Annotated in this window: 19 protein-coding genes; 6 read left to right on the top strand and 13 right to left on the bottom strand. The window is 63.4% G+C overall.

Going from position 1 to position 25,667, the window contains the following annotated elements; genetic code table 11:
* Positions 1-4 precede the first annotated feature (4 nt).
* Complete coding sequence (locus tag ACU18_RS10430; RefSeq protein WP_050685486.1) at positions 5-3,058, top strand: glycoside hydrolase family 2 TIM barrel-domain containing protein; 3,054 nt, start codon at positions 5-7, stop codon at positions 3,056-3,058.
* A gap of 148 nt (positions 3,059-3,206) precedes the next feature.
* Positions 3,207-4,187, top strand: coding sequence for a LacI family DNA-binding transcriptional regulator (locus ACU18_RS10425; RefSeq protein ID WP_050685485.1), 981 nt, complete (start codon positions 3,207-3,209; stop codon positions 4,185-4,187).
* Positions 4,188-4,370: 183 nt separating this feature from the next.
* Here the strand turns inward: ACU18_RS10425 and ACU18_RS10420 are convergent, their stop codons facing one another.
* The 6 genes from ACU18_RS10420 to ACU18_RS10395 all read right to left on the bottom strand — a co-directional run bounded on the left by ACU18_RS10420 (position 4,371) and on the right by ACU18_RS10395 (position 12,887).
* Positions 4,371-5,201 carry an ATP-binding cassette domain-containing protein gene (locus ACU18_RS10420; protein WP_050685484.1) on the bottom strand — a complete coding sequence of 277 codons (831 nt, stop codon included), beginning with the start codon at positions 5,199-5,201 and terminating at the stop codon, positions 4,371-4,373.
* The gene (locus tag ACU18_RS10415) at positions 5,198-7,012 is read right to left on the bottom strand and encodes a dipeptide/oligopeptide/nickel ABC transporter permease/ATP-binding protein (RefSeq protein WP_231686050.1); all 1,815 of its coding nucleotides are present in this window, start codon (positions 7,010-7,012) and stop codon (positions 5,198-5,200) included. Before ACU18_RS10415 ends, ACU18_RS10420 begins: the two co-directional genes overlap by 4 nt.
* Complete coding sequence (locus ACU18_RS10410; RefSeq protein ID WP_050685483.1) at positions 7,009-7,950, bottom strand: ABC transporter permease; 942 nt, start codon at positions 7,948-7,950, stop codon at positions 7,009-7,011. The genes ACU18_RS10415 and ACU18_RS10410 overlap by 4 nt, the downstream gene beginning before the upstream one ends.
* A gap of 58 nt (positions 7,951-8,008) precedes the next feature.
* Positions 8,009-9,592 carry an ABC transporter substrate-binding protein gene (locus tag ACU18_RS10405; RefSeq protein ID WP_157407672.1) on the bottom strand — a complete coding sequence of 528 codons (1,584 nt, stop codon included), beginning with the start codon at positions 9,590-9,592 and terminating at the stop codon, positions 8,009-8,011.
* Between the two features lie 123 nt (positions 9,593-9,715).
* Positions 9,716-11,827 (bottom strand): alpha-L-arabinofuranosidase C-terminal domain-containing protein, encoded by a 2,112-nt coding sequence (locus tag ACU18_RS10400; RefSeq protein WP_050685481.1) that lies wholly within the window; start codon positions 11,825-11,827, stop codon positions 9,716-9,718.
* 64 nt (positions 11,828-11,891) lie between these two features.
* Positions 11,892-12,887, bottom strand: coding sequence for an SDR family NAD(P)-dependent oxidoreductase (locus tag ACU18_RS10395; protein ID WP_050685480.1), 996 nt, complete (start codon positions 12,885-12,887; stop codon positions 11,892-11,894).
* Positions 12,888-13,482: 595 nt separating this feature from the next.
* Here ACU18_RS10395 and ACU18_RS19920 point away from each other — a divergent pair.
* Entirely contained in the window at positions 13,483-13,626 is a 144-nt protein-coding gene (locus tag ACU18_RS19920) for a hypothetical protein (protein WP_197273559.1), read from the top strand.
* Between the two features lie 183 nt (positions 13,627-13,809).
* On the opposite strand, the gene ACU18_RS10385 is transcribed toward ACU18_RS19920, so the two are convergent.
* The 5 genes from ACU18_RS10385 to ACU18_RS10365 all read right to left on the bottom strand — a co-directional run bounded on the left by ACU18_RS10385 (position 13,810) and on the right by ACU18_RS10365 (position 22,153).
* Positions 13,810-15,264, bottom strand: coding sequence for a carboxylesterase/lipase family protein (locus ACU18_RS10385; protein WP_082178277.1), 1,455 nt, complete (start codon positions 15,262-15,264; stop codon positions 13,810-13,812).
* Positions 15,265-15,304: 40 nt separating this feature from the next.
* Positions 15,305-17,098, bottom strand: a complete 1,794-nt coding sequence (locus ACU18_RS10380) for a family 43 glycosylhydrolase (protein WP_197273558.1) — start codon at positions 17,096-17,098, stop codon at positions 15,305-15,307.
* A gap of 70 nt (positions 17,099-17,168) precedes the next feature.
* Entirely contained in the window at positions 17,169-18,377 is a 1,209-nt protein-coding gene (locus ACU18_RS10375; RefSeq protein WP_050685476.1) for a glycoside hydrolase family 1 protein, read from the bottom strand.
* A gap of 17 nt (positions 18,378-18,394) precedes the next feature.
* Positions 18,395-20,677 carry a glycoside hydrolase family 3 N-terminal domain-containing protein gene (locus ACU18_RS10370; protein ID WP_050685475.1) on the bottom strand — a complete coding sequence of 761 codons (2,283 nt, stop codon included), beginning with the start codon at positions 20,675-20,677 and terminating at the stop codon, positions 18,395-18,397.
* A 120-nt stretch (positions 20,678-20,797) separates the two neighbouring features.
* Entirely contained in the window at positions 20,798-22,153 is a 1,356-nt protein-coding gene (locus ACU18_RS10365) for an MFS transporter (RefSeq protein WP_050685474.1), read from the bottom strand.
* Positions 22,154-22,298: 145 nt separating this feature from the next.
* Between ACU18_RS10365 and ACU18_RS10360 the strand changes: the two genes are divergently transcribed.
* The 3 genes from ACU18_RS10360 (at position 22,299) to ACU18_RS20210 (ending at position 23,833) form a co-directional block, all read left to right on the top strand.
* On the top strand, positions 22,299-23,243 hold the full coding sequence (locus ACU18_RS10360; protein WP_050685473.1) for a LacI family DNA-binding transcriptional regulator: 945 nt from the start codon (positions 22,299-22,301) through the stop codon (positions 23,241-23,243).
* A gap of 127 nt (positions 23,244-23,370) precedes the next feature.
* Positions 23,371-23,619, top strand: a complete 249-nt coding sequence (locus ACU18_RS20215) for a DUF1349 domain-containing protein (RefSeq protein WP_231686049.1) — start codon at positions 23,371-23,373, stop codon at positions 23,617-23,619.
* Complete coding sequence (locus tag ACU18_RS20210; protein ID WP_231686051.1) at positions 23,516-23,833, top strand: DUF1349 domain-containing protein; 318 nt, start codon at positions 23,516-23,518, stop codon at positions 23,831-23,833. Before ACU18_RS20215 ends, ACU18_RS20210 begins: the two co-directional genes overlap by 104 nt.
* Positions 23,834-23,903: 70 nt before the next feature.
* Here ACU18_RS20210 and ACU18_RS10355 read toward each other — a convergent pair whose 3' ends face one another.
* Both ACU18_RS10355 and ACU18_RS20430 read right to left on the bottom strand, forming a co-directional pair.
* The gene (locus ACU18_RS10355; RefSeq protein ID WP_050685472.1) at positions 23,904-25,394 is read right to left on the bottom strand and encodes an MDR family MFS transporter; all 1,491 of its coding nucleotides are present in this window, start codon (positions 25,392-25,394) and stop codon (positions 23,904-23,906) included.
* Positions 25,395-25,490: 96 nt separating this feature from the next.
* The coding region (locus tag ACU18_RS20430; RefSeq protein WP_197273557.1) for a substrate-binding domain-containing protein at positions 25,491-25,667 on the bottom strand (177 nt) is incomplete at its 5' end.

Here is a 25,667-nt window from a genome sequence, read left to right as displayed (position 1 = left end):
CCCCATGAATACCTTTGATAACAGCCCACTCGGACCCGAAGCCGGGGTGGTCTCATACCGTCGTCTTCCGATGACGTCGATCCGTCGCACACCGGATCTCGATCTGGACGGGCCGTGGTCTTTCCAGCTTCTTCCGTCCTGGGAAGCCACTCTAGGCGATAGCTGGCTCGACGTAACCGTTCCTGAGTTGTGGACGATGCGCGAGGCAAGCGACCGCCCGCACTACACAAACATCACAATGCCCTTCGACCTCGTGCCTCCGAGCGTTCCAAGTGCGAATCCGACCGGCGTCTACCGCCGGTCGTTCGAGCTGAGTGAAATCGGGGAGGATCGCGTGGTGCTCCACGTGGGCGCAGCCGAGGGCTACCTGCAGGTACGCGTGAACGGCACGCTGGCGGGTGAGAGCACCGACTCGCACCTCGCCGCTGAGTTCGACATCACCGCCGAAGTGCAGGACGGCACCAACGAGATCGAGCTGCGCGTCGCGAAGTGGTCTGTCTTCACCTACCTTGAGGATCAGGATCAGTGGTGGCAGTCGGGCCTGAGCCGTTCGGTACAGCTTCAACGGCTAGCGCGAGTACGGCTCCAGGATGTGAAGGTGGTCGCGGACTACGACCCCGACACCCAGCTCGGCTCGGCTCGCATCGTGGCCACGGTCAGCGGTGCAGAGCAGAGCTTCGAGAGGACGCACTCGGTCCGGGTGAGCGTCGCCGGCAATGCGGTCGAGAGTCCTGTCGGCACGCGCCAGACCGCGCTTACCATCCCGCCCAGCTCCGCGGATCGCACCCGACCCCCGGCACCGCTGATGCCCGACGGGATCATGGACCTGATGAGCCTGCACGCAGCAAAGGCCTCCTTGCCGCCCGAAGCTGCGGCCGCTGCCGCCGCCTCGCTCGCGGCGATGCACCCTGCCGAACGCCCCGGCGCCGCGATCATCGAGCTGGTCGATCTCGTCGTCGACCCGTGGTCCGCGGAGACGCCTCACCTGGAAGCCGTCCTCGTCGAGCTCGTCGACGCGAACGGCGTCGTCGCCGATCGCACCGAGATCCGCGCGGGGTTCCGCCGGGTGGAGATCGTCGGGCGGGATCTTCTGGTGAACGGTCGTCGGATCTGGATCCAGGGAGTCAACCGTCACGACTTCCACCCGGAGACCGGTCGCGTCCTCAGTCGCGAGGACCACTTCGCCGACCTGTCGCTACTCAAACGCTTCAACTTCAACGCCGTTCGCACCTCGCACTACCCCAACGACCCGGTGTTCCTGGACCTCTGCGACGAGCTCGGCCTCTACGTGTTCGATGAGGCCGACATCGAAGGTCATGCGTTCGCCAACCAGATCTGCAACGACCACCGCTATCTGGAGGCGTTCGTCGACCGCGTGTCACGCATGGTGATCCGCGACAAGAACCACCCCTCGGTGATCGCCTGGTCGCTGGGGAACGAGACCGGTTACGGAGTAAACCACGACGCCGCGGCCGCCTGGGTGCGTGGATACGATCCCACCCGCCCTCTGCACTACGAGGGGGCGATCGCAGCCGACTGGCACGGGGGCCGCGCCGCCACCGACATCGTCTGCCCCATGTACCCGCCCGTCTCCGCCCTCGAGGCCTTCTCGGCGCATCCGGAAGCGGACCGGCCGCTGATCATGTGCGAGTACGCGTACTCGCAGGGCAACTCCACCGGGGGACTGGCGGACTACTGGCGCTCGATCGAGTCGCTCCCCGGTGTGCAGGGCGGATTCATCTGGGAGTTCAAGGATCACGCCCTTGACCTCTACCGCGACCGACACTACCGATATGGCGGCGATTTCGGCGACGAACCAAACGACGGACCGATCGTGTTGAACGGCATCGTCTTCGCCGATGGCACACCGAAACCCGCACTCTACGAAGCCCGCGGCCTTTTCAGCCCCGTACGAATCGTCTCGCCGATCGAAGACGCGCTCGACGGAAGAGTGAGAGTGCTGAATCGCCAGACGTTCGCCGATCTGTCCTCGCTCAGATTCGCTTTCGCTGTCGAATCGACAGAAGGACCGACAGAGCGGTTCGCGGTGCACGCGCGAGCTGGCGCCGGGGAGACGGCGATCATCGAGATACCGCACCTACTGCGCGCCAGACTGAACGATGACGACGCACTGGCGCTCACACTGGACGTACTGACCGCGAAAGACACATCATGGGCGCATGCTGGAACCGTCCTGGCGCAGCACCAGCTAACGCGCGCGCGCGCCGCTCGGAGCTTCGAGGTCAGGCCGTCCTCAGGCCGTCCGGTTGGGGCAGCCGGCCGGCTCGCGCATCCTCTGCTGAAGGTCGCCCCGCGCCTGAATTTGTGGCGTGCTCTCGTGGACAATGACACGTCTTTCTTCCTGGATCAGCGTTTCGTCCGAACAGGCTTTTTCGAACTAACGGAAGAGTCCGTGTCGGTCGACGACCAGCCGGACGGTGCCGTCCTGGTCCGCATCCGCTACCGCACGGCCTTCGGTGACGAAGTGGTCCACACTCAGCGGATCGTAAGGCTATCGCCCAACGACTTCGAGTTCGTTGAAACCGTCCAGTTGCCCGAGGGCACCATGGACGGGCTCCGCGTGGGAGTCGAATTCGAATTGGCTGGAACCTTCGACGACGTGCAGTGGGTGGGCCTTGGGCCGTGGGAGAACTATCCCGATCGCCGTGCCTCCGCGTTGCTGGGCCGATGGACCTCAACCATCGACGACGCAGCTGTGCCCTACCTGCTCCCGCAGGAGAACGGCGGCCGCGGTGACGTGCTGTCAACGCGCCTCACCGGCCCGGCCGGAGTGGTGTCCACCACACACGATTCTCCGATGCAGCTGACCGTCGCACGCCACACCATCCAGGAGCTCGAAGCAGCGAAGCACTGGTGGGAGCTGCCGGAGAGCCGTCGGACCATCGTGCAGCTCGACATTGCGCACCGAGGCCTCGGCACAGCCCAACTCGGACCCGATACCCGAGCAGAGTTCAGACTGACCGACCCTGAGTACCACTGGTCCTGGCGTCTGCGACTGGGGTCGGCCGACAACACGGGCAACCAGCCCCCTCTGTGAGGGGCCTGGCAGGGTTTCGAGACAGCACCCGACCCCGCGGGCAGAAGGTCTGATGTCTCGTTTCACCAATGGGGAACGGGTACGGGCTGTATGGGAAACTTTAAGTATGACAACTGGAAGATCAAGCCCTCGCACTACGAGCTGGGACGTGGCCAAGCTCGCGAAGCTGTCCAGAACAACTGTCAGCCAGATCCTTAACGGGAATGACGCGCGCTTCCCCCAGGAGACCCGCGACCGGGTAGCAGCGGCGGCCGCCCAGCTCAACTACCGCCCGTCCCGTGCTGGCCGGGCGCTGGTCACGGGGGTCAGCGACCTCATCGTGATAGTAGTGCCCAACATCACCTTTGGCACCCGGCTGCAAGAGACGATCGAGCACTTCTCCGCTGAAGCGGAACGGCTCGGCCTCAACGCGCTCGTCCGCTACGTCGGAAGCGATATCGCGGCGACGTTGACCACCATCCTGGATCTCCGTCCCGCGGCCGTTTTTCACCTTGCGGTCTTTGATCGCGAGACGATCGCGGAGCTCGAAGCAGCGGGTACCCCGGTCCTGCCGAGGATCCCGGTAGCTCCTGGCGATGTGAACGGCTTCGATCACCTCGTCGGCCGGATGCAGGCTCAGGAGCTTCTGAGGCTGCCCAGGCGCCGCCTTCTCTACGCGATCCTCGCCGATGATCGAATCGGTCCCTTCGGCATCCACCGTGCCGAGGGAGTCGCAGAGGGCGCGGCGGCGGCGGGCGCTCCGGCGCCCCAGGTGATTTCGGTCCCCATCGATCTGGAGGGCGCCATCGCTGCTCTCGAGCCCGTTCTACAGCAAATCGACGGGCCGGTTGGCATCGCCTGCTACAACGACGAGGTGGCGATTGGAGTACTCGCAGTCGTCCGTCGCCTGGGTTTGAGCGTTCCGGAACGGGTCGCGGTCGTGGGAGTGGACCGCATCGACGTGGGCCAGCTAGTCTCCCCCCGGCTCACCACCATCGCGATCAACATGGCCGTGATCAACGCGCAGTTCGTGTCGGAGCTCAAGCGTCTTCTCGGCCGGCCTGAATTCGGCGCCTATCCAAACGTCGAAGCTGCTGAGTCAGTTGCGCTCGAGTCGCTCGTAGCGCTGGTGCCCGGCGAATCCAGCTGAGTTGTGTAAGTCCGGGGCCGGCACATCGGAAACCTGGAATGTCGCCATCGAGGACGAACGACGGCGACGGCGCTCGACATGAATCGCGCGCGCGTCGCCTTCGTGTGCGGGGCCGTCTGAACGGTACGAGAAACTCAGCCAGGGTACCCGCTGTCAGACTTGTCCCGTAGGAAATCTAATCGCTCAACGGGTTTCCGCAAACAGCCGCCGACGCGCCTCGCGCCGCTCACGTTGCCGGTCTGGGTCGGCCGTCGGGGCAGCCAGGATCAGGCGACGGGTGTAGTCGTTCTGCGGATTGTCCGTCACTTCGCCGACCGGTCCTGTCTCCACGATCTCGCCCTTGTAGAGCACCGCGACACGGTGACTGATGTGGCGCACCACCGAGAGGTCGTGCGTGATGAACAGGTACGCGACGCCGGTGCTGCGCTGCAATTCGATCAGCAGATCGAGGACAAGGGCCTGCGTTGTTAGATCGAGAGCAGAGACGGGTTCGTCGCAGATGACAAGTCGAGGCTTCAACGCCAGTGCTCGTGCAATGGCGACACGTTGTCGCTGCCCTCCACTGAACTCCCTCGGGTAGCGGTTTGCTGCATCCGCCGGCAGACCCACCCGAGCCAGAAGTTCACTTACCGAGGCGCGGGCCTCTGTCAGGTTGACGCCCTGCCCGATCAGGGGCTCACTGAGGATGTCGTCGATGCGCAGCGTCGGATTTAGGGACGTGTAAGGGTCCTGGAAGATCACCTGTACGTCTTTCGCGAGCCCACGGCGCCCCGCGGTATCGAGCCTTGTGATGTCCTTCCCATCGAAGTTGATCGTGCCGCCCGTCGGTTTCGCCAACCCGAGGATCGCACGACCAAGAGTCGTCTTACCGGACCCTGACTCACCTACGAGGCCTAGCGTTTCTCCAGCGGCGATTTCCAGCGAGACACCTCGTAGCACCTCGGTTGTCTTTGGCCGGAAACCTCGGCCCTGGTATCGCAGTCGAAGATCCTCGACCTTGAGCAATGGGTTCATTCTGTACTCCCTGTCGTCTCCGTCGAAAGCCGCGGAGGATCGGTGCGAACGGTGTCCTCGTCGAGGATCGACCCGATGAGTTGCTGGGTGTACGGATGCTGGGGATTGTTGAACATTTCCCGAACGCCCCCGGCCTCAACGAGCTCCCCGTCCCGCATCACGAGCACGCGGTCGCAGAGATCTGCGACCACCCCGAAGTTGTGAGTGACAAGAAGCACGCCCATGCCGTACTCGGCCTGCAGATCACGCAGCAGATCCAGGATCTCCGCTTGAACGGTCACATCGAGTGCCGTAGTAGGCTCGTCAGCGATGAGGAGCTTTGGACGAGAGGCCACGGCTCCTGCGATCAGGGCACGTTGGGCCATACCCCCGGATACCTGGTGCGGATACGAGTTGTAGGTCCGTTCGGGGTCGGCAATGCCTACCCGAGCGAGCAGACCGATGATCGTGTCCTTTGCCTCCTGGCGCGACATGGCGGCGGAGATTCCAGCGATCAGTTGACTGCCGACGGTGAACGACGGGTCGAGGTTGGACATGGGCTCCTGCGGGATATACGAGATGACTCCCCGCCTGAGGCGGCGCATTCCTCTGGCGTCTTTTCTCAGCAATGACTCTCCGGCGAGTTCGAGGGCGCCAGCGACGACTGCAGCCTGTTTGGGGAGGACACCGAGGATTGAGAAGGCCGTCTGCGTCTTGCCCGAGCCCGATTCACCAACGAGTCCGACGATCTCGCCGGGAGCGATATCAAGCGAGACGTCGCGGACGACGTCCTTCATGCTCCCGTCCGACTGCGGATAGCTCACGCGCAGCCCCCGCACCCGGAGCAAACCATGGGCCGACGGGGCGCTGGGAGCGTCGCCCGCGGACTCGGATGCACTGGCCCTCTCGACGACGGCTTCACCTGTCTTGACGCGCCGGCGCTTGGCCTTCGCCTGGGGAGCGGAAAGGACATCGCGGTAGGCGTTGGCGAGAAGAACGAGTGACCCGTTGAGAAGGGCCAGGAAGCCGGCAGACCAGACGAGCTGGACTGGGGCGGTGTAGATGTTGGTGAAGGCGTCCGAGGTCATGCTCCCGAAGCTCGGCTGGCTGACCGCGCCGAAGCCGAGGAACGCGAGGCCCGCCTGCACACCGATCGCCGCAGAGGCGAGGAAGGCGAGGGCGATGACGATCGGCCCGCGGACCACGTACAGGACGTGGCGTGTCAGGATCCTTCGGTTCGACAGGCCTGCCACGCGTGCCGCGTCGACGTACAGCTCATTGCGCACTCCTTGGACGAGGTTGCGGACAAGGCGGTAAATGCCGGGAGACAAAAGGAAGCCGAAGACGAGCATCGTCGCCTGATACGTGCCGCCGGTGACCGGAAACAGCACGATGAGCAGGACGATCCCAGGGAAGCTCATAACGAGGTTGAAGACCCAGGACGACACCGCGTCGGTTCGCTTCCCGACGTACCCGGCGATGAGGCCGAACGTCGTCCCGACGACGACGGCGATGCCCGCGCCGAGCACTGCGGAGATGAACGAGACCTGCAGGGAGGTGAGGACGCGCGCCCAGATGTCCCGACCGTACTGGTCGGCGCCAAGGGGCCACCCGGGGGTACCCGCAGGGGCGTCCACCTGCTCCAGGGAGGCGAAGGTAGGGGAATGCGTGCTGAGCACGGGTGCCAGGATCGCCAGGACGATCAGCACGACCAGGATCAGGAGCGGGATGGCCCCGAGAGGCTTGCGCAGGAGGCGCATGAACACCCCCGCCGGGCGGCGGGCACTTGGCGCATCGGGAAGAACGGTTGCGAGGTCGGCTGCGGTGGTCACTGGGTTCTCACTTTCGGATTAAGCCATCCGTTGAGGATGTCGACGACAAGGTTGACGACGACGAGGAGGCCGACAGCAAAGAGCGCGACGCCCATCATCGCGGGGAGGTCTCCCTGGATCGACGACTGGTACCCGAAGGTGCCGAAGCCGGGGAGCGCGAAGACCTTCTCGATGAAGAGCGCTCCGCCGAACATGCCGATGAACTCGAGCGAGAAGACGGTGAGTCCCGGGGCGGCGGCGTTGCGGAGCGCGTGCTTGAGGAGGATCTTCCCCTCCGAGACGCCGCGCGTTCGGAGGGTCCGGACGTAGTCCCGCTCGAGCTGGTCGGACATCGCCCCGCGTATCTGGGCACCCAGGGACGCGATTCCGCCGATGGCGAGCAAAAGGGAGGGGAGCGCGATGGACGCGAACCAGGCGGATGGCGACTCCGCGAGCGGAGTGAACCCCACCGCAGGCACCCACGCCAGCTGGATGGCGAACACGTAGACGAACACGATCGCGAGGACGATCCCCGGGAAGACGAACGCGATGGTGGAGATGCCCTGGAGGAACGTGTCCACGATTCCGCCTCGGGCCGCGGATACCACTCCGAGGACCGTGCTCAGCAGGATCACAATGACCGACGCGACGAGCACGACGGAGAGGGTGACCGGTAGCCGCGTCGAGAGAGACGTCACGACCGGCTCGCTTGTGAAGTACGAGGTACCGAGGTCTCCGTGGAACACACCGGCGAGCCAACTCCAGTACTGCTCGACCACGGGGCGATCGAGCCCGAGCTGGGCGTTCAGCTGAGTGATCTGCTCAGGTGTGGCCGAGGGGCCGAGGATGTTGAACGCGACCGGCAGGTTCGCGCCGTAGGTCATGAAGAACGTTATGCCCGTCACGATGAAGATGAGGATGAGCCCGTCGCGGAGGCGACGCAGCAGGTATGTCAGCATAATGACCCCCGGAGTGGCGCGGGAAGGACCTCCCCGCGCCACTCGATAGGAATGAGCGCTACGCGCCGGCCGGCGCGTAGGGAAGCAGGTTGAGGTTGTACTGCGTCGGCGCGGTGAACGTGACCTTCTTCGAGGCGACCCAGAAGCCGTTGACCTGGTTGAGCGGCGCATTCCAGGCGTTCCGCACGAGGTACTCGTTCACATCGCCCCAGGCCGCGCCCTGCTCCTCGTCGGAAGCAGCGTCCGCCGCGGCGATCAGCTGGGTGAGCTCCGGCGTGGCGGAGCCGAAGGGGTCGAAGATGCCGCCGAGCGAGTTTTTGATGTCGACGGCGTTGTTGGAGGCCATCCCGTTGTACATGAAGTACATCGCGTAGTTCTTGGTGGCGACCTTCGTGAAGAAGTCGGTCAGCGCGACGGACTCGTAGTTGACCGTGATGCCGATGTCCGCCAGGGACTGGGTCATGACGGACTCGTACTGAACCGAATAGGGGGTGCTCGGCATTGTTACGCTGAACCCATCCGCGTATCCGGCTTCTGCCATCAGTTTCTTGGCCTTATCGACGTCATACCGGGTGACATCGAGAAGGTCCTTCGAGAAGGCGGAGTCGATGTCACTGACGACCTGGTTGGTCGCCGAGGACCCTTCACCGATCAGGTTCGACGCGATCGTGTCGCGGTCGAACGCGAGGTTGATCGCCTGGCGGACGCGCGTGTCGGCCAGGGCGGGCACGATCGTCCCCGCACGGTCGGAGAGCCACAGGACGGCGAGGGAAGTCGGCTTGTTCTCTCCGGAGTTGAACTGGGCGGCGGGGTACTGGTCCGCGTTCTCAGCCGCGCCCAGCACATCGAGCTGACCCGACCGGAGCGCGTTCTGCGCAGCGGTGGGGTCGGCCAGGATTGAGACCTCGACGTGCTCGAAGGGGTAGGACGCTACGTTCCAGTGATCCGGATTCCGGTCCAGGACGTACTTCGAGCCCACCACCGTCTTCTGGTCATTGAGGGTGTACGGCCCGGAACCGACGGGCTTGAGCTGCGAGCTCTCGGCAGTCAGCGTCTTAGGGGCACCGACGGCGCCGTTCGAGTTGGTCAGAGCGGGGAGGAACGCGGCGTCGGGGGCCGAGAGCGTGACGACGACGGTCGAATCGTCCGTGGGCTCCACTGACGCGACTCTCGCCCACGCGGCCTGGCTCACCGTCCCCTTCCTCAGGGCTTCGAGCGAGGCCGACACCGCCTCCGCGTCGAGTGCCTCACCGTCGGTGAATTTCATCCCGGTACGGATGTCGAGGGTCAACTTGGTGCGGCTGTCATCGTACTGCCAGGACTTGGCGATCCCTGGGAGGAGCTTGCCGTCGACGCCCATCGTGATGACCGTGTCGTAGACCGCAGTGGAGAGCATGTTCTCACCACCGCCCCATTCGCCGATCGTGAAGTTCGAGGGAGTGCCGCCCTGCGACAGGCGCAGGGTCTCGTTACCCCCGCTCGGTTCGTCTGACGTCCCGCCGGCGGTGCAGCCCGCCATTGCGATCGCGGTGACGGCGGCGACCGCCACCGTCCTCAGTGCTAATGCAATCTTCATTTCATTGACTTCCTTGTCTCGGTGAGTTTCGTCGGTACCCCGGTAGCCGGGGTCAAATTCATCCAAAAAGTGACTTGGTAACACGTGTCACTAAGTGTTTGCGAACTTTATCATATGCAAAGCCGAAAAACATGCTGTTCTCTTGTGATATCTGCTACGACGTGACGTGGGGCCGCCCGCTGTCGCCGATCATTCGACGGGACCGAGCGGAACGATCGCGAACGAGACGGCGAGGACACTGGTCGGATCCAGGATCAGCTCGACTGACCCTCCACGGACTTCAAGGTCTACTGCCCGCGGCTCCACCTCCATCCGCGGCTCACCCTCGAAAGCGAGCCGGTTGACCGCTTCGAGCGGGCCGCCGATCACGCTGGCGGTAGCGGTGCCGTCCTGTACCCTGTCGATCGCGAGAGTTAGCGAGACAGGATCAGCGCCGATCGCGACCAGCTTCAGGTGCAGTACTCCGTCACCGACACTGGCCGAGGCGAAGACATTCGCAGGCAGTCCTCCTTCTACCGGCACGACATGCTCACCGATGCGGGTGGCGAACAACTGCTGGACGAGGTAGTTGGCGGTACGAACGACGTGACTAGGACTGAAATCGATGAGACAGTGCGGCCACTGTCCGTGTCCGACGAGGTTGAGCAGCGGGGCATAACAGCTGAACGCGACGACGTCCGCGTTGCGTTCGACGCCTGTAAGGAACGCCGCCTCGGCCAGGGCGCTGAGCCAGGTGTTCGGCTCTGGCGAGATCATGTCCTCCGGCACGGCCGGGTGCCGGTCTCCGAGGTCGTATCCGACGTGTGCGGCGTACTCCCCGAGGAAGACACTGGCACCTCCGCGGGGGTAGGCGTCGTAGCGTTCGGTTGAATTGAACAACCAGGCAGGAGCGTTGTAGAAGTGCTCGTCGATCAGGACGCCCTGATCCTTGCCCCAGATCGTCCACGCTGGATCGGCCTTCTCCCCCGGTCGGATTACTCCTCCGTTGACGATGACGGTCAGTCCGGGGTGGGCTCGATCGACGGCGTTTTTGATCCGTTCAAAATGGGCCAGGTATTCCGGGCCGAAGTTCTCGTTTCCGATGCCGAGGTGGTGGAGCGGGAACGGCTCCGGGTGGCCGGCGGCAGCGCGGAGCGCAGCCCAGTGGCTCACGCTCGGATCGCCGGTTGCCCAGTCGATGAGGTCTAGGGTGTCTTGAACCACTGCCGCGAACTCGGCGCTCTCCAACGGCAGATGCTCGTCCATCCGCGTCTGGCAGCTGTCTCCTGCCCAGACAACGGGTATCGGCGCCATGCCCAGGTCTTCGCACAACAGGAAGTACTCGTAGAAGCCGATCTGGTTGCTTTGGCTGTAGTCGCCGTCTGTGCGTGACTGACCCCAGAGGTTGTACTCGGCACGGCGGGTAATGGGGGGCCCGACGGTCTTTTTCCAGTCGAAGTGGCTGCCGTCGCCGCAGCCCTCTACGATGCAACCGCCTGGGAAGCGGAGAAAACGCGGAGCGAGCGCTCCAAGTGCCTCGACGAGGTCGCGCCGAAGTACTCCTTGGCTCCAGCGCGGGTCGCCGGCGCCCCAGTGATCTTCGTGCACCAGTTGAACTTCGTCGATGTCGACGGAGCCGACGCCGGTGACGACTATCTGCAATGAGCCCAGCATGGTGGCTGCGGGGGCGAGCTTGACGTGGCACGGCTGCCATCCTTGAGCATCCAGCTGTATCGCAGAAGATGCCAAGACGGTACCGTCGGCGCCGACGAGGCGGGCTTGGAGCGTTCCGCGGAATGCATCGGTGCGGGCAAGTACGCTCAGTACCATCGGCCGTTCGGCGTCCAAGGCCATGCCGGGAAATCCGCCGGGGTAGCCCTGGTTCTCGAGTGTGGCCTGCTCATCGTCCACGTGGACTCGCGCGAAGGTGGCTCCCGGAGTGGCAGCGCTTTGGCGGGAGGATTCCAGGCGTCCACCGTCGATGCTCCAGTGTCGTAACTGGTCCAGGTGCCTGCCTGCGGGGGTGGTTGGCGGTAGCGGCAGGTCCTCCGGTGCCATTGCGGCGAAACGTTCACGCGCGCCGTCGGGTATCAAGTCAAGTGGCGCGTACGGCAGGGTGCCGTTAGTAAGGTAGACGCCCTCGAAGCTGTGGTTGTTGACGAGGTTGGCGGTCAGCCCGCCGTCGCAGCCGAAGTTAATGTCTTCGAGGAAGAGGCCGTACAAGGTCGGGCTGATCGGCGTCGTAGCCTGATCAGCGCGCAGACGTAATCGGGCGGTCTCGTTGCTGGGGCCGGGCACGCTGGGTGCGGTGGTGTCAGTCATTCGGGGTCATTCTCCCATTCGGGTCGATCCGGCAAGTGGTGGTTGTCATCGTCCTGGTACTGCCTTACTGCACCGACCAGCCGCCGTCCGACGCCAGCACGACGCCGTTCACGTTCGCGGAGTCATCGCTCAGCAGCCAAGTGATGGACGCGGCCATTGTCTCCGCCGTGACGATCGGCGGGATCAGCGCCATGAACGGTCCGAGCCGCTCGATCCCGAACTCGGAAGCCACAGATCCCTGGATAGCAGTCGCGGTGGGGCCAGGAGCGACCGCGTTGGTGCGAATGCCAGAGGGCCCGTACAGGAACGCAGAGCTCTTGGTAATGCCGACCACGGCGTGCTTTGACGCCGTGTAGGCGGTCCCCGCCGCGTTACCACGCAGGGCCGCCTCAGAAGCAATGTTGACGATCGATCCGCGGCCTCGTGCCAGCATCGACGGGAGTACGGCGCGGCTGAGCGCGAACGTGCCGTCAACGTTGACGGAGAGAACCCTGCGCCAGAGAGCGTCATCCGTCTCGTGCAGCGGCGTCATGCCGTCCATGATCCCGGCGATGTTAGCGAGACCATCGATGCTCGACCCCGCCGCTTCGATGATCGAGGCCACCCCGGCCGGCGAGGTTATATCTGCCGTGACGGCGACGACCGAGCCTTCAGCTGCGGCCTCGGCCAGCGCGCCGATGCCTGCTGAGGCGACGTCGACCGCGATTACTCTCCCACTTTCGGCTAGGATCCGTTGAGCGGTGGCGCGTCCGATGCCGGAGCCAGCTCCGGTGACGATGATGGTCCTCCCGGCGAAGCGCTGGGAGCCAGTGCCCGCGAGGTCATCTTCGGTCTCCTCGGGCGGAGTCGATCCGCCGTTTGCCTGCTGCACGAGCTCGTGGACGACTTCGCGTGGAAACGCCTCGCCGGCGACATCGGACAGGGCCCGCAGGCTCAGTCCCCCCGCGCTCGAGAGAGCCTCCTCGCCCTGCCCAGCACGCTGGAGTACGCCGCGGAGGATCGGACCGCCGACGGGGTCTGTGAGCCATTCTTGGATGGTGTTCTTGGATGTGAGCGTCATGTGGTCGGTCTCCCCTTCGGGCGGGTCCGGGGAGCGATCGGCGTCGTCGACCGCAGCGCCCGCAGACTGCGGGTTGGCGCTGCACCAGACGGCGATCAGAACTCCATCGTCGTGAATGCCGAGCAGAACGGGCGACCGGAATCGGTTTGCCAGCGAATGTCAGCAGGTGTTGTTACGCAACAATAGCGCGTCAAGTGATTGTTGTCACGTAACAACGCGCGATCGTGTTTCACCGGGCGTGCCGCCCAAGGACTCGCCGTCCGAGGCGGCGGTGTCGCCGCTGCTCCGATCTGAACCGGAGAGAACGAGGTTGGCCGCCGTGCACGATCGCTGATGTGCCCGCTAGCAGCCCTCACCGATTCCGACTATTCCCTAGCGGAGGCGTCGTCGACCATTGAGGCGGCGAGCCCGGCGTTGACGGTGGCCTCCGGCAGCCCCAGCAAATGAGCGGCTATTCGGATCTGAAACCGCGCCTCGCGCGGCGAGATCGCGCCAGCGATGGCGGCACCCGCGGCGGCATCCGCCATCGTCAGGATCGGACCGAGGGTGGCAATCGACTCTCCGCGAGCGCGCCCACACCGATCACCATCGAGTCGTGGAGCGACGTCGTCATCTCATCGACCAGTCGGCGCTGTTCGATTGTCGCCCCGAGAACAGCCTGACCATCGACGGCACGAAGGATTTGTTCCTCTCCAACACCGTGCTCGTGCACAGACGCCTTCGGGAAGCGGGTGTCTAAGCCGATTTCCACGTTTTCGACGGGCGTACGCGGGCTTCGGAGGCGCGCAGGAGGAAGTCCCCGTCACTCTCGAGATCCGGTCGTTCATCCGCCGTCGCCTGGGACTTACCTGAAGGCGTGGGCCTATCAGGTCGAAAGTGGATGAAACCACGTGTGCGCCGCGACAGGGGCGCACTCGTGGTCTCAGACCCGAACAGCAGCAGCGATGACTCGCGCGCCAGGCATCGTGTCCCCTGTCCGTGCAGTGATGTCGAGGACGGTTACCTGATCGGCAGCCCAGCCAGGATCGCCGCTCTCAATGAACTTCACCCATGCGCCATGCACGGCATCCGCGAGGGTGGTCGGAGGCTCCTGCCCCAAGGCCCGTGCCACACCTTCCGTTTCGAGGACGTCGAAAATGAATGGTACGTCGATGCAATGCTCAGCGAGCCCTGAAACTGCAGATCTCCACGTAAAGTCATAGGTCCAGGTCGGCGCCCCCCTGCGCAGGCGCATCCAATCGATGAGTCGGGCACGAAACATGACGTCGGTTACGAACTGCGCGGCGATCTGACTCGATGAGTGATCGGGCAGGCTGGCGATGTAGTTATCGATAATCGCTTCGTCGACGCCCATGTGTGTGAGAACGTCGTGGGCGGGAGTCGGGTCCACCCCCTCACGAATAGCGGTGAAGGCTCCGCCGAATTCGTCATGCGTGGCGCCGATGATCAGCGGGATGCCGGATCCCCTTCCGGCGGCGATCCCGTTCTCCACGCTGTCAATGACGTAATCGCCGTCGACGACGGGGCCAAGAGTGAGGGTACCGTTCAACCCACCTATCACGGCGAGCACCTCACCCAGGTTCGACAATTCACCGCCATCGAACCCCAGTTCCTGTGCGGCAATGAGTTCAGCTTCCGGAATGTCGGCGAAAGCAGCGGCCGTAAGGGGGATGCCGAGACGAGTCGCGATCTCCTCCCCCTTCGACTTAGCGTTGTCCAACGAAATGTCTGCCGGTACTCCCGAGGCCGAGACCGCTTGGGAGAAGAGCCCCTCGGCCGCGGGCAGCGTGAGCAGCGTCATGATGGCGCCCCCACCCGCTGACTGCCCTGCAATGGTGACTCTGGCGGGATCCCCACCAAACTCGGCGATGTTGTCGCGTACCCACTCGAGGGCGAGGACCCAGTCGCGCACCCCGCGGTTCTGCGGCGCGTCCGGCAGCCAGCCAAATCCGTCGAAGCCGAGCCGGTACCCGACGGTCACGGTCACGACCTCATCCCGCGAGAATGAGCGTCCGTCATACCAGGGACTCGCAGGTGACCCCGCTACATACCCGCCGCCATGAATCCACACGAGCACGGGATGCCCGGCACCAAGGTCCCCAGGGCTCGGCGTGAAGACGTTCACTGTCAGGATGTCGTCTCCGGGAACGCTCGGCTCGGGGATGGTGCTCTCTGCCGAAGACTTCCGCTGCGCGGTGGCACCGTACTCCCGGGCCTCGAAGACTCCTTCCCAGGGTTGCCGCGGGACCGGCCTTTGGAAACGGAGTTTTCCGAACGGCGGTTCGGCATACGGAATGCCCAGGAAACGAGCAGCACCATCCACCCATTCCCCGCGCACCGCTCCTGCAGTCGTGCGAACTGTTGGCTCATCAGTCATCCACGAACCCTCCTTGGCTGTTCGTCCTCGTTGCCGGCCCTCATGCCGAAGCCGCATCTACCGGAGTTGCTTGCCCTGTAGTGATGCCGTTCTCGTTGAAGGGATCGACGGCGACCCAGTAGCAGTGACCGGCGTTGAGGTTGGGGAGGTGAAGTGATGTCTGCCCGTACAGCAGCCAGCTGTTGTAAAGCTTGTCCGGCGCGATTCCATAGCGCACGTTGTATCCTTGGGCGCCGTCACTGGGATCCCAGTCTAGCTTCGCCGTGAGCTCGTCGAGACGAGAAGCCACGGGGGTTACGGGTGCCGGTGTGCTGCCGTCACCCAGACCGAAGATCCGGAGTCCGCTGACGGCCAGCGGGCCACCGAACGGCATCCGCCCACCTGTCAGGCGAACGAAGCGCGCACGCGCGGCCTTTTCCAGCGCCGCGAACGCATGAGGGGCTTCGATCGAATCCGCATCGTTGTCGACCACGGTCGTCCAGCTCGATCCGTCAATCGAAACTTCGACCCGGAACTCGGTTGGCTGGTCACCTGTGAAGTGTCCCCGTTGCTCATACTCGAATTTCTGCTTCACATCCGGCTCGGGTGCGATCGAGGCGAGATCGTCATCTGCGAGGTTCACCTGGATCGCGTGGATGGTGCGTTCCGAGTGGAGATCAAGGTGCAGCCACTCGCCGGGTTCTGCTGACCCGGCGACCCACCAGTTACGGATGTCTTCATTCACCGTCGACGCGGGATCATGACCCGTTTTGGATGACGAAGCCGTAGCAGTCGCTCCGAACGATTGCAGCATCCACCCTGCGAAGGTGTCCTTCCACGGATCGACGAGGCCGCTCGGAACAACCGTGGGGTAGTCGCCAAAATTCTGATTGCTGAAGAGCACGCCGTCGGCGTCGAACCCGGCAGGGAAGATCCCAATCCGGCGCTCAAAGGAATGGTTTACCGAGATGCGCTGTGTTGCTGCGTGCCACCAGTTCCCGTGCGCGTCTTGGAAGGTGCTCCCGTGGCCGGCGCCGGTGATAAAACCTCCGGGCTTCAGCGAAAACGGGCTATGGGGAGAGTAAGTGAATGGCCCGAGCGGCGTGTCCCCCACGTAGTAACCGTCCGCATAGGTATTCCACTCCGTGCCGGGAGCGGAGTACTGCAGGTAATAGCGGCCAGCGTGGGGAGTCATCCACGCCCCCTCGATATACGGTTCCGAACCAACGTGCTCCATGATGAGCCGTTCACGCTCGGTTGTCGGAGCTTTGACGACATAGTCCTCACCGCTTTTCTCCCACCCATGCCGATCCGCGTCGGCACTGATCAGGTCAACTGTCTCTCCGAGCGGGGCGAAGGACACGCTGTCGACTTCGGTGCCTTTGATGGGCTCCTTGTTCGAGCATCCCCAGTAGAAGTAGGTGCGACTGTCCTGATCTTGGAAGACGTTGGGATCCCAGAACGGGAAGCCGGAGCTGATCTCGATGAAGTCGTCTTCCAGAGGGTTCTCGCTTCGAAAGTACGGGCTGTCACCCGCCCGCGAGGCGCTGACAATGAGAGCACCGTCGACCTCGCGAACGTCTGGTGCGTAGTCGAACGTGGGGAGCTTCGTCGTGGGGCGGTATTCCCAGGAAACGAGATCAGTCGAGTGCCAGAACCCGCCGGACATCGACGCGAACAGGAAGAAGCGATCACGGAACCGCACTATCGACGGATCTGCTGCCTCACGATGAACAGTTCGACCCGCCCGCTCAGGTCCTCCGTCATGCACCTCTTGGAACCGATAGGCGACATCTACCGGGTTGCATACCACTGCTGGTCGAGGGAATGTCATGAGATGTTCTCCTGCTTGCATTGTTGGATCGTTGAGTTCAAAGAACTGAGGAAGAGTCGGCCAATTCACCTGCGAATCGCACTTAGTGGGCCTAACTTCCTCGATTGTGGGCGGCACGCTGGCCCAGCCACTTGAGGCTCGGTTTCGGCGTGCGCTCGAAGGTGGTCCGGTCGACGGCGATGAGTCCGAAGGTCGGCCCCCAGTGCCCCCATTCGTAGTTGTCGAGGATGCTCCAGTGCAGGTATCCGCGAACGTCAATACCGTCTTTCACCGCTGATGCGAGCCCGGCGAGGGCCTCGTCGGTGTAAGCGATGCGGCGGGTGTCATCCGCCGTCGCGATTCCGTTTTCCGTTACAAGGATGGGGACGTTGGCCAGCGCCGCGGCGTGGCGGACAGCAATGCCGAGGGCGTCGGGGCGATATGCGGCGCCGGTGAGCGAGTTGTCCGGATGCGGGGGGTGGGGCACCAGCCCGTTCTCATCGACGGACTGCGAGGAGTAGGACTGAACGCCCAGGAAGTCATCCTCCGTGGACGCCTCAAGGTAGAGGTCTTCCCAATCGTGACGCACGGCCGTGAGCTTGTCCTCGTTGCCTGGCGTGGCAGTGAGGGCCAGGCAGGCGACACTCCAGCCGACCTTCGCACCGGTTCCTTTTCGGAGGGTGTCGCGCACTGAACGATGCAGCGCGATGAAGCGCCTTCCGATCTCCGGATCCGGATCGGGAAGGCTCGCCGCCCGCGCAGCGCTGTTCTCGTCTTCGACTGTGGGGCTTACCCAGTCTCCAGCGTCTCCGGCTTCGAACACCTGCTGCGCTTTCAGCATCATCGAGAGCATGTTGGGTTCATTGAAAGTAATGATCCACTCGACATCGGTGAGAATCGGGATGAGCGTGTCGACGTACTTGGTCCATCGCTCGAACGCGGTGTCGCCCGTCCAACCTCCTTCCTCAGCGAACCAGAGGGGGATCGTAAAGTGGTTCAGCGTGATTACGGGGGTGAGGCCCAGCTCGAGAGCAGTGTCGATCATGCGCCGGTAGTGCGCGAGTTCCGCGCGTGAAACGTGACCGGCCCGCGGTTCGATACGCGCCCATTCGATACCGAAACGGTAGGTGTCGAGGCCCGCGTCCGCGAGCAGTTGCATGTCCTCGCGGTACCGATGGTAGCTGTCAACGGCGTCACCGCTGGGCTCCATGCCGGGCATAGTTGCCTCGTTCTTCCACCAGTCGCTGGCGAGGTTGTTGCCCTCGATTTGGTGAGGTGCGGACGAGGCGCCCCAGAGGAACCCCTGTTGGAAGTCGGACATGTGCTGCTCCTGTGTGTTCATCGGATGTGGGCCGGGGTGGTTGTAAGAGTGATGTCGAGCGCAGTGTTCGACGACGGGCCGATGCCGATGTCGATCGCGGTTGCGTCCTGCGTATCGGAGCGCGTGGCGGCGCTCCAGTAACGGAGCTGGTCGGGGCCAACTGGGAAGGTGACCGTGCACTGCTCACCGGGACCAAGTGTGATGCGCTTGAATCCCTTGAGTTCGCGGATAGGCCGGGAGGACGCGCCGTGCCGCTGGTGGATGTACAACTGTGTAACGTCGTCTGCGCTGCACTCCGACACATTGCGTACGTCGACCGAGACCAACGCGGTATCGCCGACAGTCACTGTGTCGCGATCGACACGCAGGCCGGAGTACTCGAATGTTGCGTAGGAGAGGCCATGTCCGAACGGGAATAGCGGCGTACTCTCCTCCTCGAAATAGCGGGTCGATTGGTCCTGGGGCGCGAAAGTCCGCAGGTGCGAGTGGATGAGCGGCACCTGACCGACGTGGCGCGGCCATGTGAACGGAAGACGGCCTGCTGGCGATGTCTCGCCGAGCAAGGTCGCAGCGATGGCATCACCTCCACGAGTGCCGGGGTACCAGGCCTGAAGGATCGCGGAGACGTTTTCGTCCGCCCAGCGCAGGTCAAGAGGACGTCCGGAGATGACGACAAGAATGACGGGGGTACCTGTGGCGGTGATCCGCTCGAGCTGTTCCTGCTGGCGGCCGGGTAGGTCAAGCGTTGACGTGGAGGCCCCTTCGCCGGCCTGGTTTTGCCGCTGACCGACGACGACGACGGCGACGTCTGCAGCGGAGGCAGCAGCGACCGCGCGTTCGATCTCGGCGTCATCGTCCCAGCCGTCGGGGGTCGAGGTGATGGTCGGGTCGGACTGATCGAAGGCCGAGGGAAACTTACGCTCGAGGATTCCCGCGCCGGGCGCGTGAACGACGGTTTCGGTTCCGAGGCGGGAGCGAAGGCCATTGAGGATCGTGACGGTCTCCGCGGTGTCGTGGTTGAACACCCATGGCCCGAGCATGTCCCGTTGGCTGTCAGCGAGTTGCCCGATAACCGCGACCGTGCCGAGGCGCTCTATGGACAGCGGTAGAGCATGATCGGCGTTTTTGAGCAGAACGAAGGACTGTTCCGCGGCGATCTGCGCGATCTCCCGATGTTCGACCGAGTCGAGCACATCGTTGGCAGCGGAAGAATCGGCGTAAGGCCGCTCGAACAAGCCGAGGCGGAACTTGGCCTCGAGCACACGACGAACAGCGGTGTCGAGGACACTCACGTCGATCCGTCCCTCGGCGACAGCACCGGGAAGTCGGGAGAACGCGGCGTCCGATATGGCCATCTCCATGTCGAGTCCGGCCTCGAGCGCGCTAACCGCTGCGTCCGTGAGGTCCTGGGCGAAATGCTGCGTCTCGAGAGAGCGCACCGCGTTCGCGTCCGACACGACGAAGCCTTCGAACCCCATCTCCTCGCGGAGAACCTCGGTCATCAGCCACCGATTAGCGGACGCGGGGACGCCGTTGAGGTCCATGTAAGCGCTCATGACGTTTGCAGCACCCGCGTCGATCGCCGCCCGGAACGGGGGGAGGTAGACATTGCGCAACTCGGAGTCAGAGACTTCGGCGTCATCGTAGTCACGTCCGCCCCGGGCGGCGCCATAGCCGGCAAGGTGCTTAGGGCCTGCGAGGACCCGGTCCGCTCCCAGGTCTCCCTGGAATCCCCGAACTTGAGCCGCTGCGACGGCCGCTCCGAGCACAGGGTCCTCTCCTGGGCCTTCGACGATCCGTCCCCAGCGGGGGTCCCGGGCGATATCAATCATGGGTGCGAACGTCCAATGGATGCCCACGGCGCGTGCTTCACGGGCAGCCACCGTCTGGGCTCGTTCGATGAGGTCCGGGTTCCAGCTTGCTGCCAGGGCGATCGGAGCGGGGAGGATGGTGCGGAAGCCGTGAATAACGTCGAAGCCGAACAACAGCGGGATCCCGAGACGAGTTTTCTCGATCGCGATCTTTTGCAGCCGGAGAATTAGGTTCGCGTCGGTGACGAAGAGGATGGACCCGACTTTTCCCTGCTCCAGTGCAGTTTCGACTGCTGCGGGTTGGTCGAGGAAAGCACGGTGCTCTGGCGGGAGTGCGTCGATGTCGAAGTCAGCGGCCATCTCAGGAACCCCGAAATGGAAGTACTGGGTCAGTTGCCCGGCCTTCTCCTCGAGGGTCATCTGCCCGAGGAGATCGTCGATGCGGGCGGAGATGGACGCGGTGGTGTCCTTGTAGATCGGCGTGGTCATGTGGTCTCCGTTGATGGGACGTCGTTATGCGGGCAATAGCAGTCGTTTTCGCGTGGACTGGGCCGTTCCTGCCAGGCTTGGGGGTCACCAGATCGCTCGCGAGGCGAGAAGGAGTGTGGCTCAGCGCACGCTCTTGATCCTTGCCTGCACGATGATCCCGGCGATGATCGTCAGTCCGGCGGCGACAAGGAAGAGTAGTCCGTAGTTCTTCTCTCCCTGGCTGACGCCAACGAGGAGAAGAGGAACTGCGAGCAGTGGTGCAACGGCCTGAGCAATCGAGGTTGCATAGCCGTTGATGCCGAGGAAACGACCCGCGTTGGTGTCCTTCTCGGGCAACACCATGAGCATCAACGCTTGATCGACGGACGAGAAAATTCCGAGTGCCAGCCCAGTGAGGCATGACCCGAAGAGAAGGACGGCGAAGTCACTGCCGCCGAAGGCGAGCGTGATCGATCCTGCCGTGTAGAGAATGCCCGACGCGAGAACGAAGGGGCGGCGGCGGTTGAGTTTGTCGGAAAGAAACCCGCCCAAGAGAGCGCCGGCGCCGGTGCAGACAACCCCGACCAGCGAAAATACGACCAGGACGCTTCCGATGTCAGCGACGTGACCGCTCGCAGTGAGGCGGGACGCAAAGAACAACGAGGTGAACGTCGAGGCGAAGGTGACGCCGGTCATGAACAGCAGTCGAGCCAGCCAGTTCCAGGCGAAATCCGGGTACTTTCGGGGGTTGAATACGAAGCTGCTCAACAGCTTTCCGGCGCTTATCCTGTCCTCGAATTCGGTGTCCCTGGAGTCGCGCTCCTTGACGAACAGCACCCAGGCCATCATCGCCAGCAGGCCCACAGCACCGGGCACCAGGAAGACGAGGAAATTGTTGCCAATGAACGAGCTGGCCAGTCCGATGCCAACAACTGGGGCGACCATCTGAATGAACCCGGACAGCCCGGCTACGCGACCGTACTGAGACTCCGGCAAACGGTCTGCCTGGGACTGAACCAGCGCATTCATGCTGCCGGTCCATCCAACAGACGTGATGGCCCATCCGACAATCAGTATCGGCACGCTGGGAGCCATCGCGATAACGATCAGGCCTGCAAAACCGATCAGGGCGGTACCGAAGGCGAAAGGACGTCGCCGGCCGAAGCGTGAGCGAGTTCGATCGCTCCAGAGGCCGACCAAGGGGCCAGAGACCGTTGTCACGATTGCGCCGAATCCAATGACGTACCCGAGCACTTCGACGTTGGAGGGTGCCAGCTCCTGAATACGAAGGGAGAGGCTGAGTCCGATTGGCGCGACCAGCGCTGCGAATGCACCAAACATTCCGACAAGCAGCAACACGATGTACCGGTTCGACACCTGGGTGCGAACCGGACCTGTCGGCGCGCTTTCGCCTCGAATATTGGCTAGGAGAACTTCTTGGGCCAGCGGTGCAGGGGCGATGGACACAGCCGACGAGGAGGGACTGTCAGACATCATGACTCCTTCGTCGTCCAACTCAGATGTCGGACTGGGTGGTGATTCAACGCACATTATCACGTGACAATGAAGTACTACACCACGCCAATTACCACGTGTCAATTTTGTGGCCTATCGTGTGAAGATCAGACCGTAAGGAGTCCGGATGGCCGCCACCAGTGCCGACGTCGCGCGACGTGCGGGCGTGTCCCGAGCCACTGTCAGCCAAATCCTCAACGGCCACACCCACCGGTTCGCCACCGGGACGGTGGGTCGAGTCCTTGAATCGGCCCGCGAACTCCAATACGAGCCTTCCGTTGCCGGCCGGATGTTGCGAAGTGGATCCAGTGACTTCATCGTCGCACTCATTCCCAACACCACATACGGCAGCAACCTACAGGACATCTTTGATCCCCTCACCGACAGTCTCGCCAAGAACGGGCTGAGCCTCGTCCTGCATTTTTCGACCGGATCGCCCGGCACGTTGGATCGAATCCTTGGCGGGATCAGGCCCAGAGCGGTGCTTTCGCTCCAGCCCTTCAGCCCAGAAGAGCGCCAGATCCTTGCCGAGAGATCCGTTCAAGGATTCGATACGACGACGGACACTGAATTCGACGCCAATATCGGCACGCTCCAAGCACAGCACCTCATCGCCCAGGGATTCGAGCGTCTTGCCTTCGTCCACCTACACGATCGTCGATCCAACCCTTATGGCCCAGGACGTGAGCGCGCAGTCGCGAACGCCTGCGCCGGTGCTGGACTACCACCGCCCCACATTCTCGGGATCGCGATCGACCGGCATTCAGTCGACACCGCAGTTGCCGCTCTCGAGACGGGGACTGGAATCGCCTGCTACAACGACGATGTCGCCATCGCCCTGATGACGGCGATCCAGAGGCGAGGATGGTCTATGCCTGCCGACATCGGCCTGATCGGAATGGACAACACGCCCCTGGCGCAAGTCATGAATCCACCACTCACGACGGTAGGTTACGACGTTGCCGTGGCGGCTCGCTTGGTCGCCAACTCCGCGATGCTTGCCATCGGGCACGACGCCGACCTTCCGACGCCTGACCTCAGGCTACGGATCATCCCCGGCAACTCCTGCTGACTGACAGCGGCAGATCTCGCCACAGGACCTTTGACCCTCCCACACCCTGCCCGAACCTGACGTACCTAGCCTGTGGACGAATGAACCTTCCGACGTCACAACCGACGACGGCCGCATTCACGCCACCGTGCGTGAGGGCAGCGATGCCTGGCGCGTCACGTCGTACGGCTTCGTCAACGCCACTGAGAATGCACTGCTGGCCCAGACGGAATCCGAGTTTGCAGCCGAAGTACCGTTCCATCGCCATTTCTCCGGCCAGTTCGACCAGGCGGATATTTTCGTCAGGATCGACGAGGAAATCATGGATCAAAGCGGGCGTCGAGCTAAGCGACGGCGAAGAAAGCCTGGGGGCTGTCGTCACGCAAGGCACCTCTGACTGGTCACTGTCCCCCGTACCTGGGTGGGCCAAACGACTAGTGACCGTCCGCGGGAGCTGGTCAGGCAACGCACTCACCGTACGCGCACGCGTGGACGACGAGCCGTGGCGGCTCGTCCGCGTCTCCCTCCTCGATCCGGACGCCACTGTCACAGCGGGACCGTTCTGCTGTGCACCGTCGCGCACGACCAGCGCCAATCTAGGTGGCTGCTGATCGTAAACCTGCCCAACGTCGTGGTCACCGGCCGCGAGCTGCCTGAAAGGGGGTCAGCGCGGAAGGCCCTTTAGTGGGCAATGAACCCTCGGGTCTGCGACAATGTTGGGCGGCGAACGAAGAACGAGGCGACAATTGCCGCCAGCGAGATAAGTCCGCCGATCAAGAATGCAGCCTGCACCCCGCCCGCAGTCGCAGACAACTCTGTCTGGCCCGCAGCGAGTCCGGCCTCAGTCGAGGTCGAGAGGACAGTGACGAACAGTGCGGTTCCGGCGGCGCCGGCGAGCTGCTGCAGAGTCGAGGTGGTGGCACTGCCGTGCGCATAGAGTGACGGATTAAGCGCGCCGAGGGCTGACGTGAGCAGCGGGGTGAACATGATCGCAAAACCAGCATTAAGCAGCAAGTGCACGCCAATCACCCAGGCGATCAAGGTGCCCTCGTGGAGCAGTGTGGCCATTCCCCAAAGTGCGACGCTGACAATGACTGCTCCCGGAATAACAAGGGGCCGCGGGCCGAACTGATCGAACAGCCGACCGACAATCGGAGAGAGTACGCCCATCAGCACGCCGCCGGGCAGGAGCAACAAGCCAGTCTCAAGAGTGCCTAGCCGTAACACATTTTGCAGATACAGCGGCAGGATGATCAGGCTGCCGAACAGCGCCATCATACTGACCGACATCATCACGGCCGCTACCGCAAAGCTTCTGGTCTTGAATGTGCGCAGATCCAGTAGAGCATGATCGTGCTTCTGCAGTGCGATCTGACGGCCAATGAAACCAGCGAGGGCCAAAGCGCCTACCGCAAGCGGCACCCATACCGGCACTGCGAGGCCGCCTTCGCCCGACTCTCCAAGACTACTGAGACCGTAGATGAGTCCACCGAAGGCGAAGGTCGAGAGCGCGACGGAGAAGACATCGAGGCGCACTTTCGCCGTTTCGGTGAGGTTGCTGATCTTCCAGAGGCCGAGCGCCAGCGCGATCACCGCGATGGGAAGCACGATGATGAACATCCAGCGCCAGGACAAGGTACTCAGGATGAGACCTGAGACAGTGGGGCCGATGGCAGGAGCTACCGCGATGACGATCGAGATGACGCCCATCATGCGACCCCGCCGGACGGCGGGAACGAGGGTGAGCACTGTTGTCATGAGAAGCGGTATCATGATCGCTGTGCCGCTGGCCTGCACGACGCGCCCGAGCAGCAGCACACCGAAGCCGGGAGCGATAGCCGCGATGGCTGTGCCCAGCGAGAAGAGGGTCATGGCGACTCCGAAGACCTGACGCATCGTGAATCGCCGCAGGATGAAGCCCGTCATCGGGATCACCACCGACATCGTGAGCAAGAACCCCGTGGTGAGCCATTGAGCAGTCGAAGTAGGGATGTCAAGGTCGATCATCAGGCTCGGCAGCGCGACGCTCATGATCGTCTCGTTCAAGATGACCACAAATGCGGCCGCTACGAGGAGCCCGATCACCAGAGGCGCGCCCTTCGGCAAGCGTCCGTCGGCGGGCGGAGCGGAAGGTGCAGATAGGGGTGCAGCAGCAGTGGACGGCGAAGTCATGAATTCTCCGAGTCAGTAAGGAGTTGATGGTGGAGAGCGGCGACGTCGGCGCTGATGGTCAATCGTGGGTGGGCTAGGTCGGTGAACTTGCCTTTTTTAGGTGGTTTCCCGGTAGATGACGCGCATGGGAAGTGCTCGGTCTGAGGCGTCGGCGGGTTTTCCACTGACGGCCGCGATAATGCCCCCTACTGCGGCGTGTGCTGCTCCGCCGATCGGGTATCCGATGGTGCTCAGTTGCGGGATCATGATTTGGGATAGGGGGGTGTTGTCGAC

This window comes from Arthrobacter sp. ZBG10 (genome assembly GCF_001238605.1).
In the GTDB taxonomy this organism is placed as follows: Bacteria; Actinomycetota; Actinomycetes; order Actinomycetales; family Micrococcaceae; genus Arthrobacter.
The sequence above is the reverse complement of the archived record's forward strand: the minus strand, read 5'-3'. Positions and strand labels throughout refer to the sequence as shown.

Bases quoted from the DNA above. Each gene is read 5' to 3' on its own strand.
- ACU18_RS10430 (WP_050685486.1), top strand. From the start codon at position 5: ATGAATACCTTTGATAACAGCCCACTCGGACCCGAAGCCGGGGTGGTC.
- ACU18_RS10420 (WP_050685484.1), bottom strand. From the start codon at position 5,201: ATGAACCCATTGCTCAAGGTCGAGGATCTTCGACTGCGATACCAGGGC.
- ACU18_RS10410 (WP_050685483.1), bottom strand. From the start codon at position 7,950: ATGCTGACATACCTGCTGCGTCGCCTCCGCGACGGGCTCATCCTCATC.
- ACU18_RS10400 (WP_050685481.1), bottom strand. From the start codon at position 11,827: ATGACTGACACCACCGCACCCAGCGTGCCCGGCCCCAGCAACGAGACC.
- ACU18_RS10395 (WP_050685480.1), bottom strand. From the start codon at position 12,887: ATGACGCTCACATCCAAGAACACCATCCAAGAATGGCTCACAGACCCC.
- ACU18_RS10385 (WP_082178277.1), bottom strand. From the start codon at position 15,264: ATGACTGATGAGCCAACAGTTCGCACGACTGCAGGAGCGGTGCGCGGG.
- ACU18_RS10380 (WP_197273558.1), bottom strand. From the start codon at position 17,098: ATGCAAGCAGGAGAACATCTCATGACATTCCCTCGACCAGCAGTGGTA.
- ACU18_RS10375 (WP_050685476.1), bottom strand. From the start codon at position 18,377: ATGTCCGACTTCCAACAGGGGTTCCTCTGGGGCGCCTCGTCCGCACCT.
- ACU18_RS10370 (WP_050685475.1), bottom strand. From the start codon at position 20,677: ATGACCACGCCGATCTACAAGGACACCACCGCGTCCATCTCCGCCCGC.
- ACU18_RS10365 (WP_050685474.1), bottom strand. From the start codon at position 22,153: ATGATGTCTGACAGTCCCTCCTCGTCGGCTGTGTCCATCGCCCCTGCA.
- ACU18_RS10360 (WP_050685473.1), top strand. From the start codon at position 22,299: ATGGCCGCCACCAGTGCCGACGTCGCGCGACGTGCGGGCGTGTCCCGA.
- ACU18_RS10355 (WP_050685472.1), bottom strand. From the start codon at position 25,394: ATGACTTCGCCGTCCACTGCTGCTGCACCCCTATCTGCACCTTCCGCT.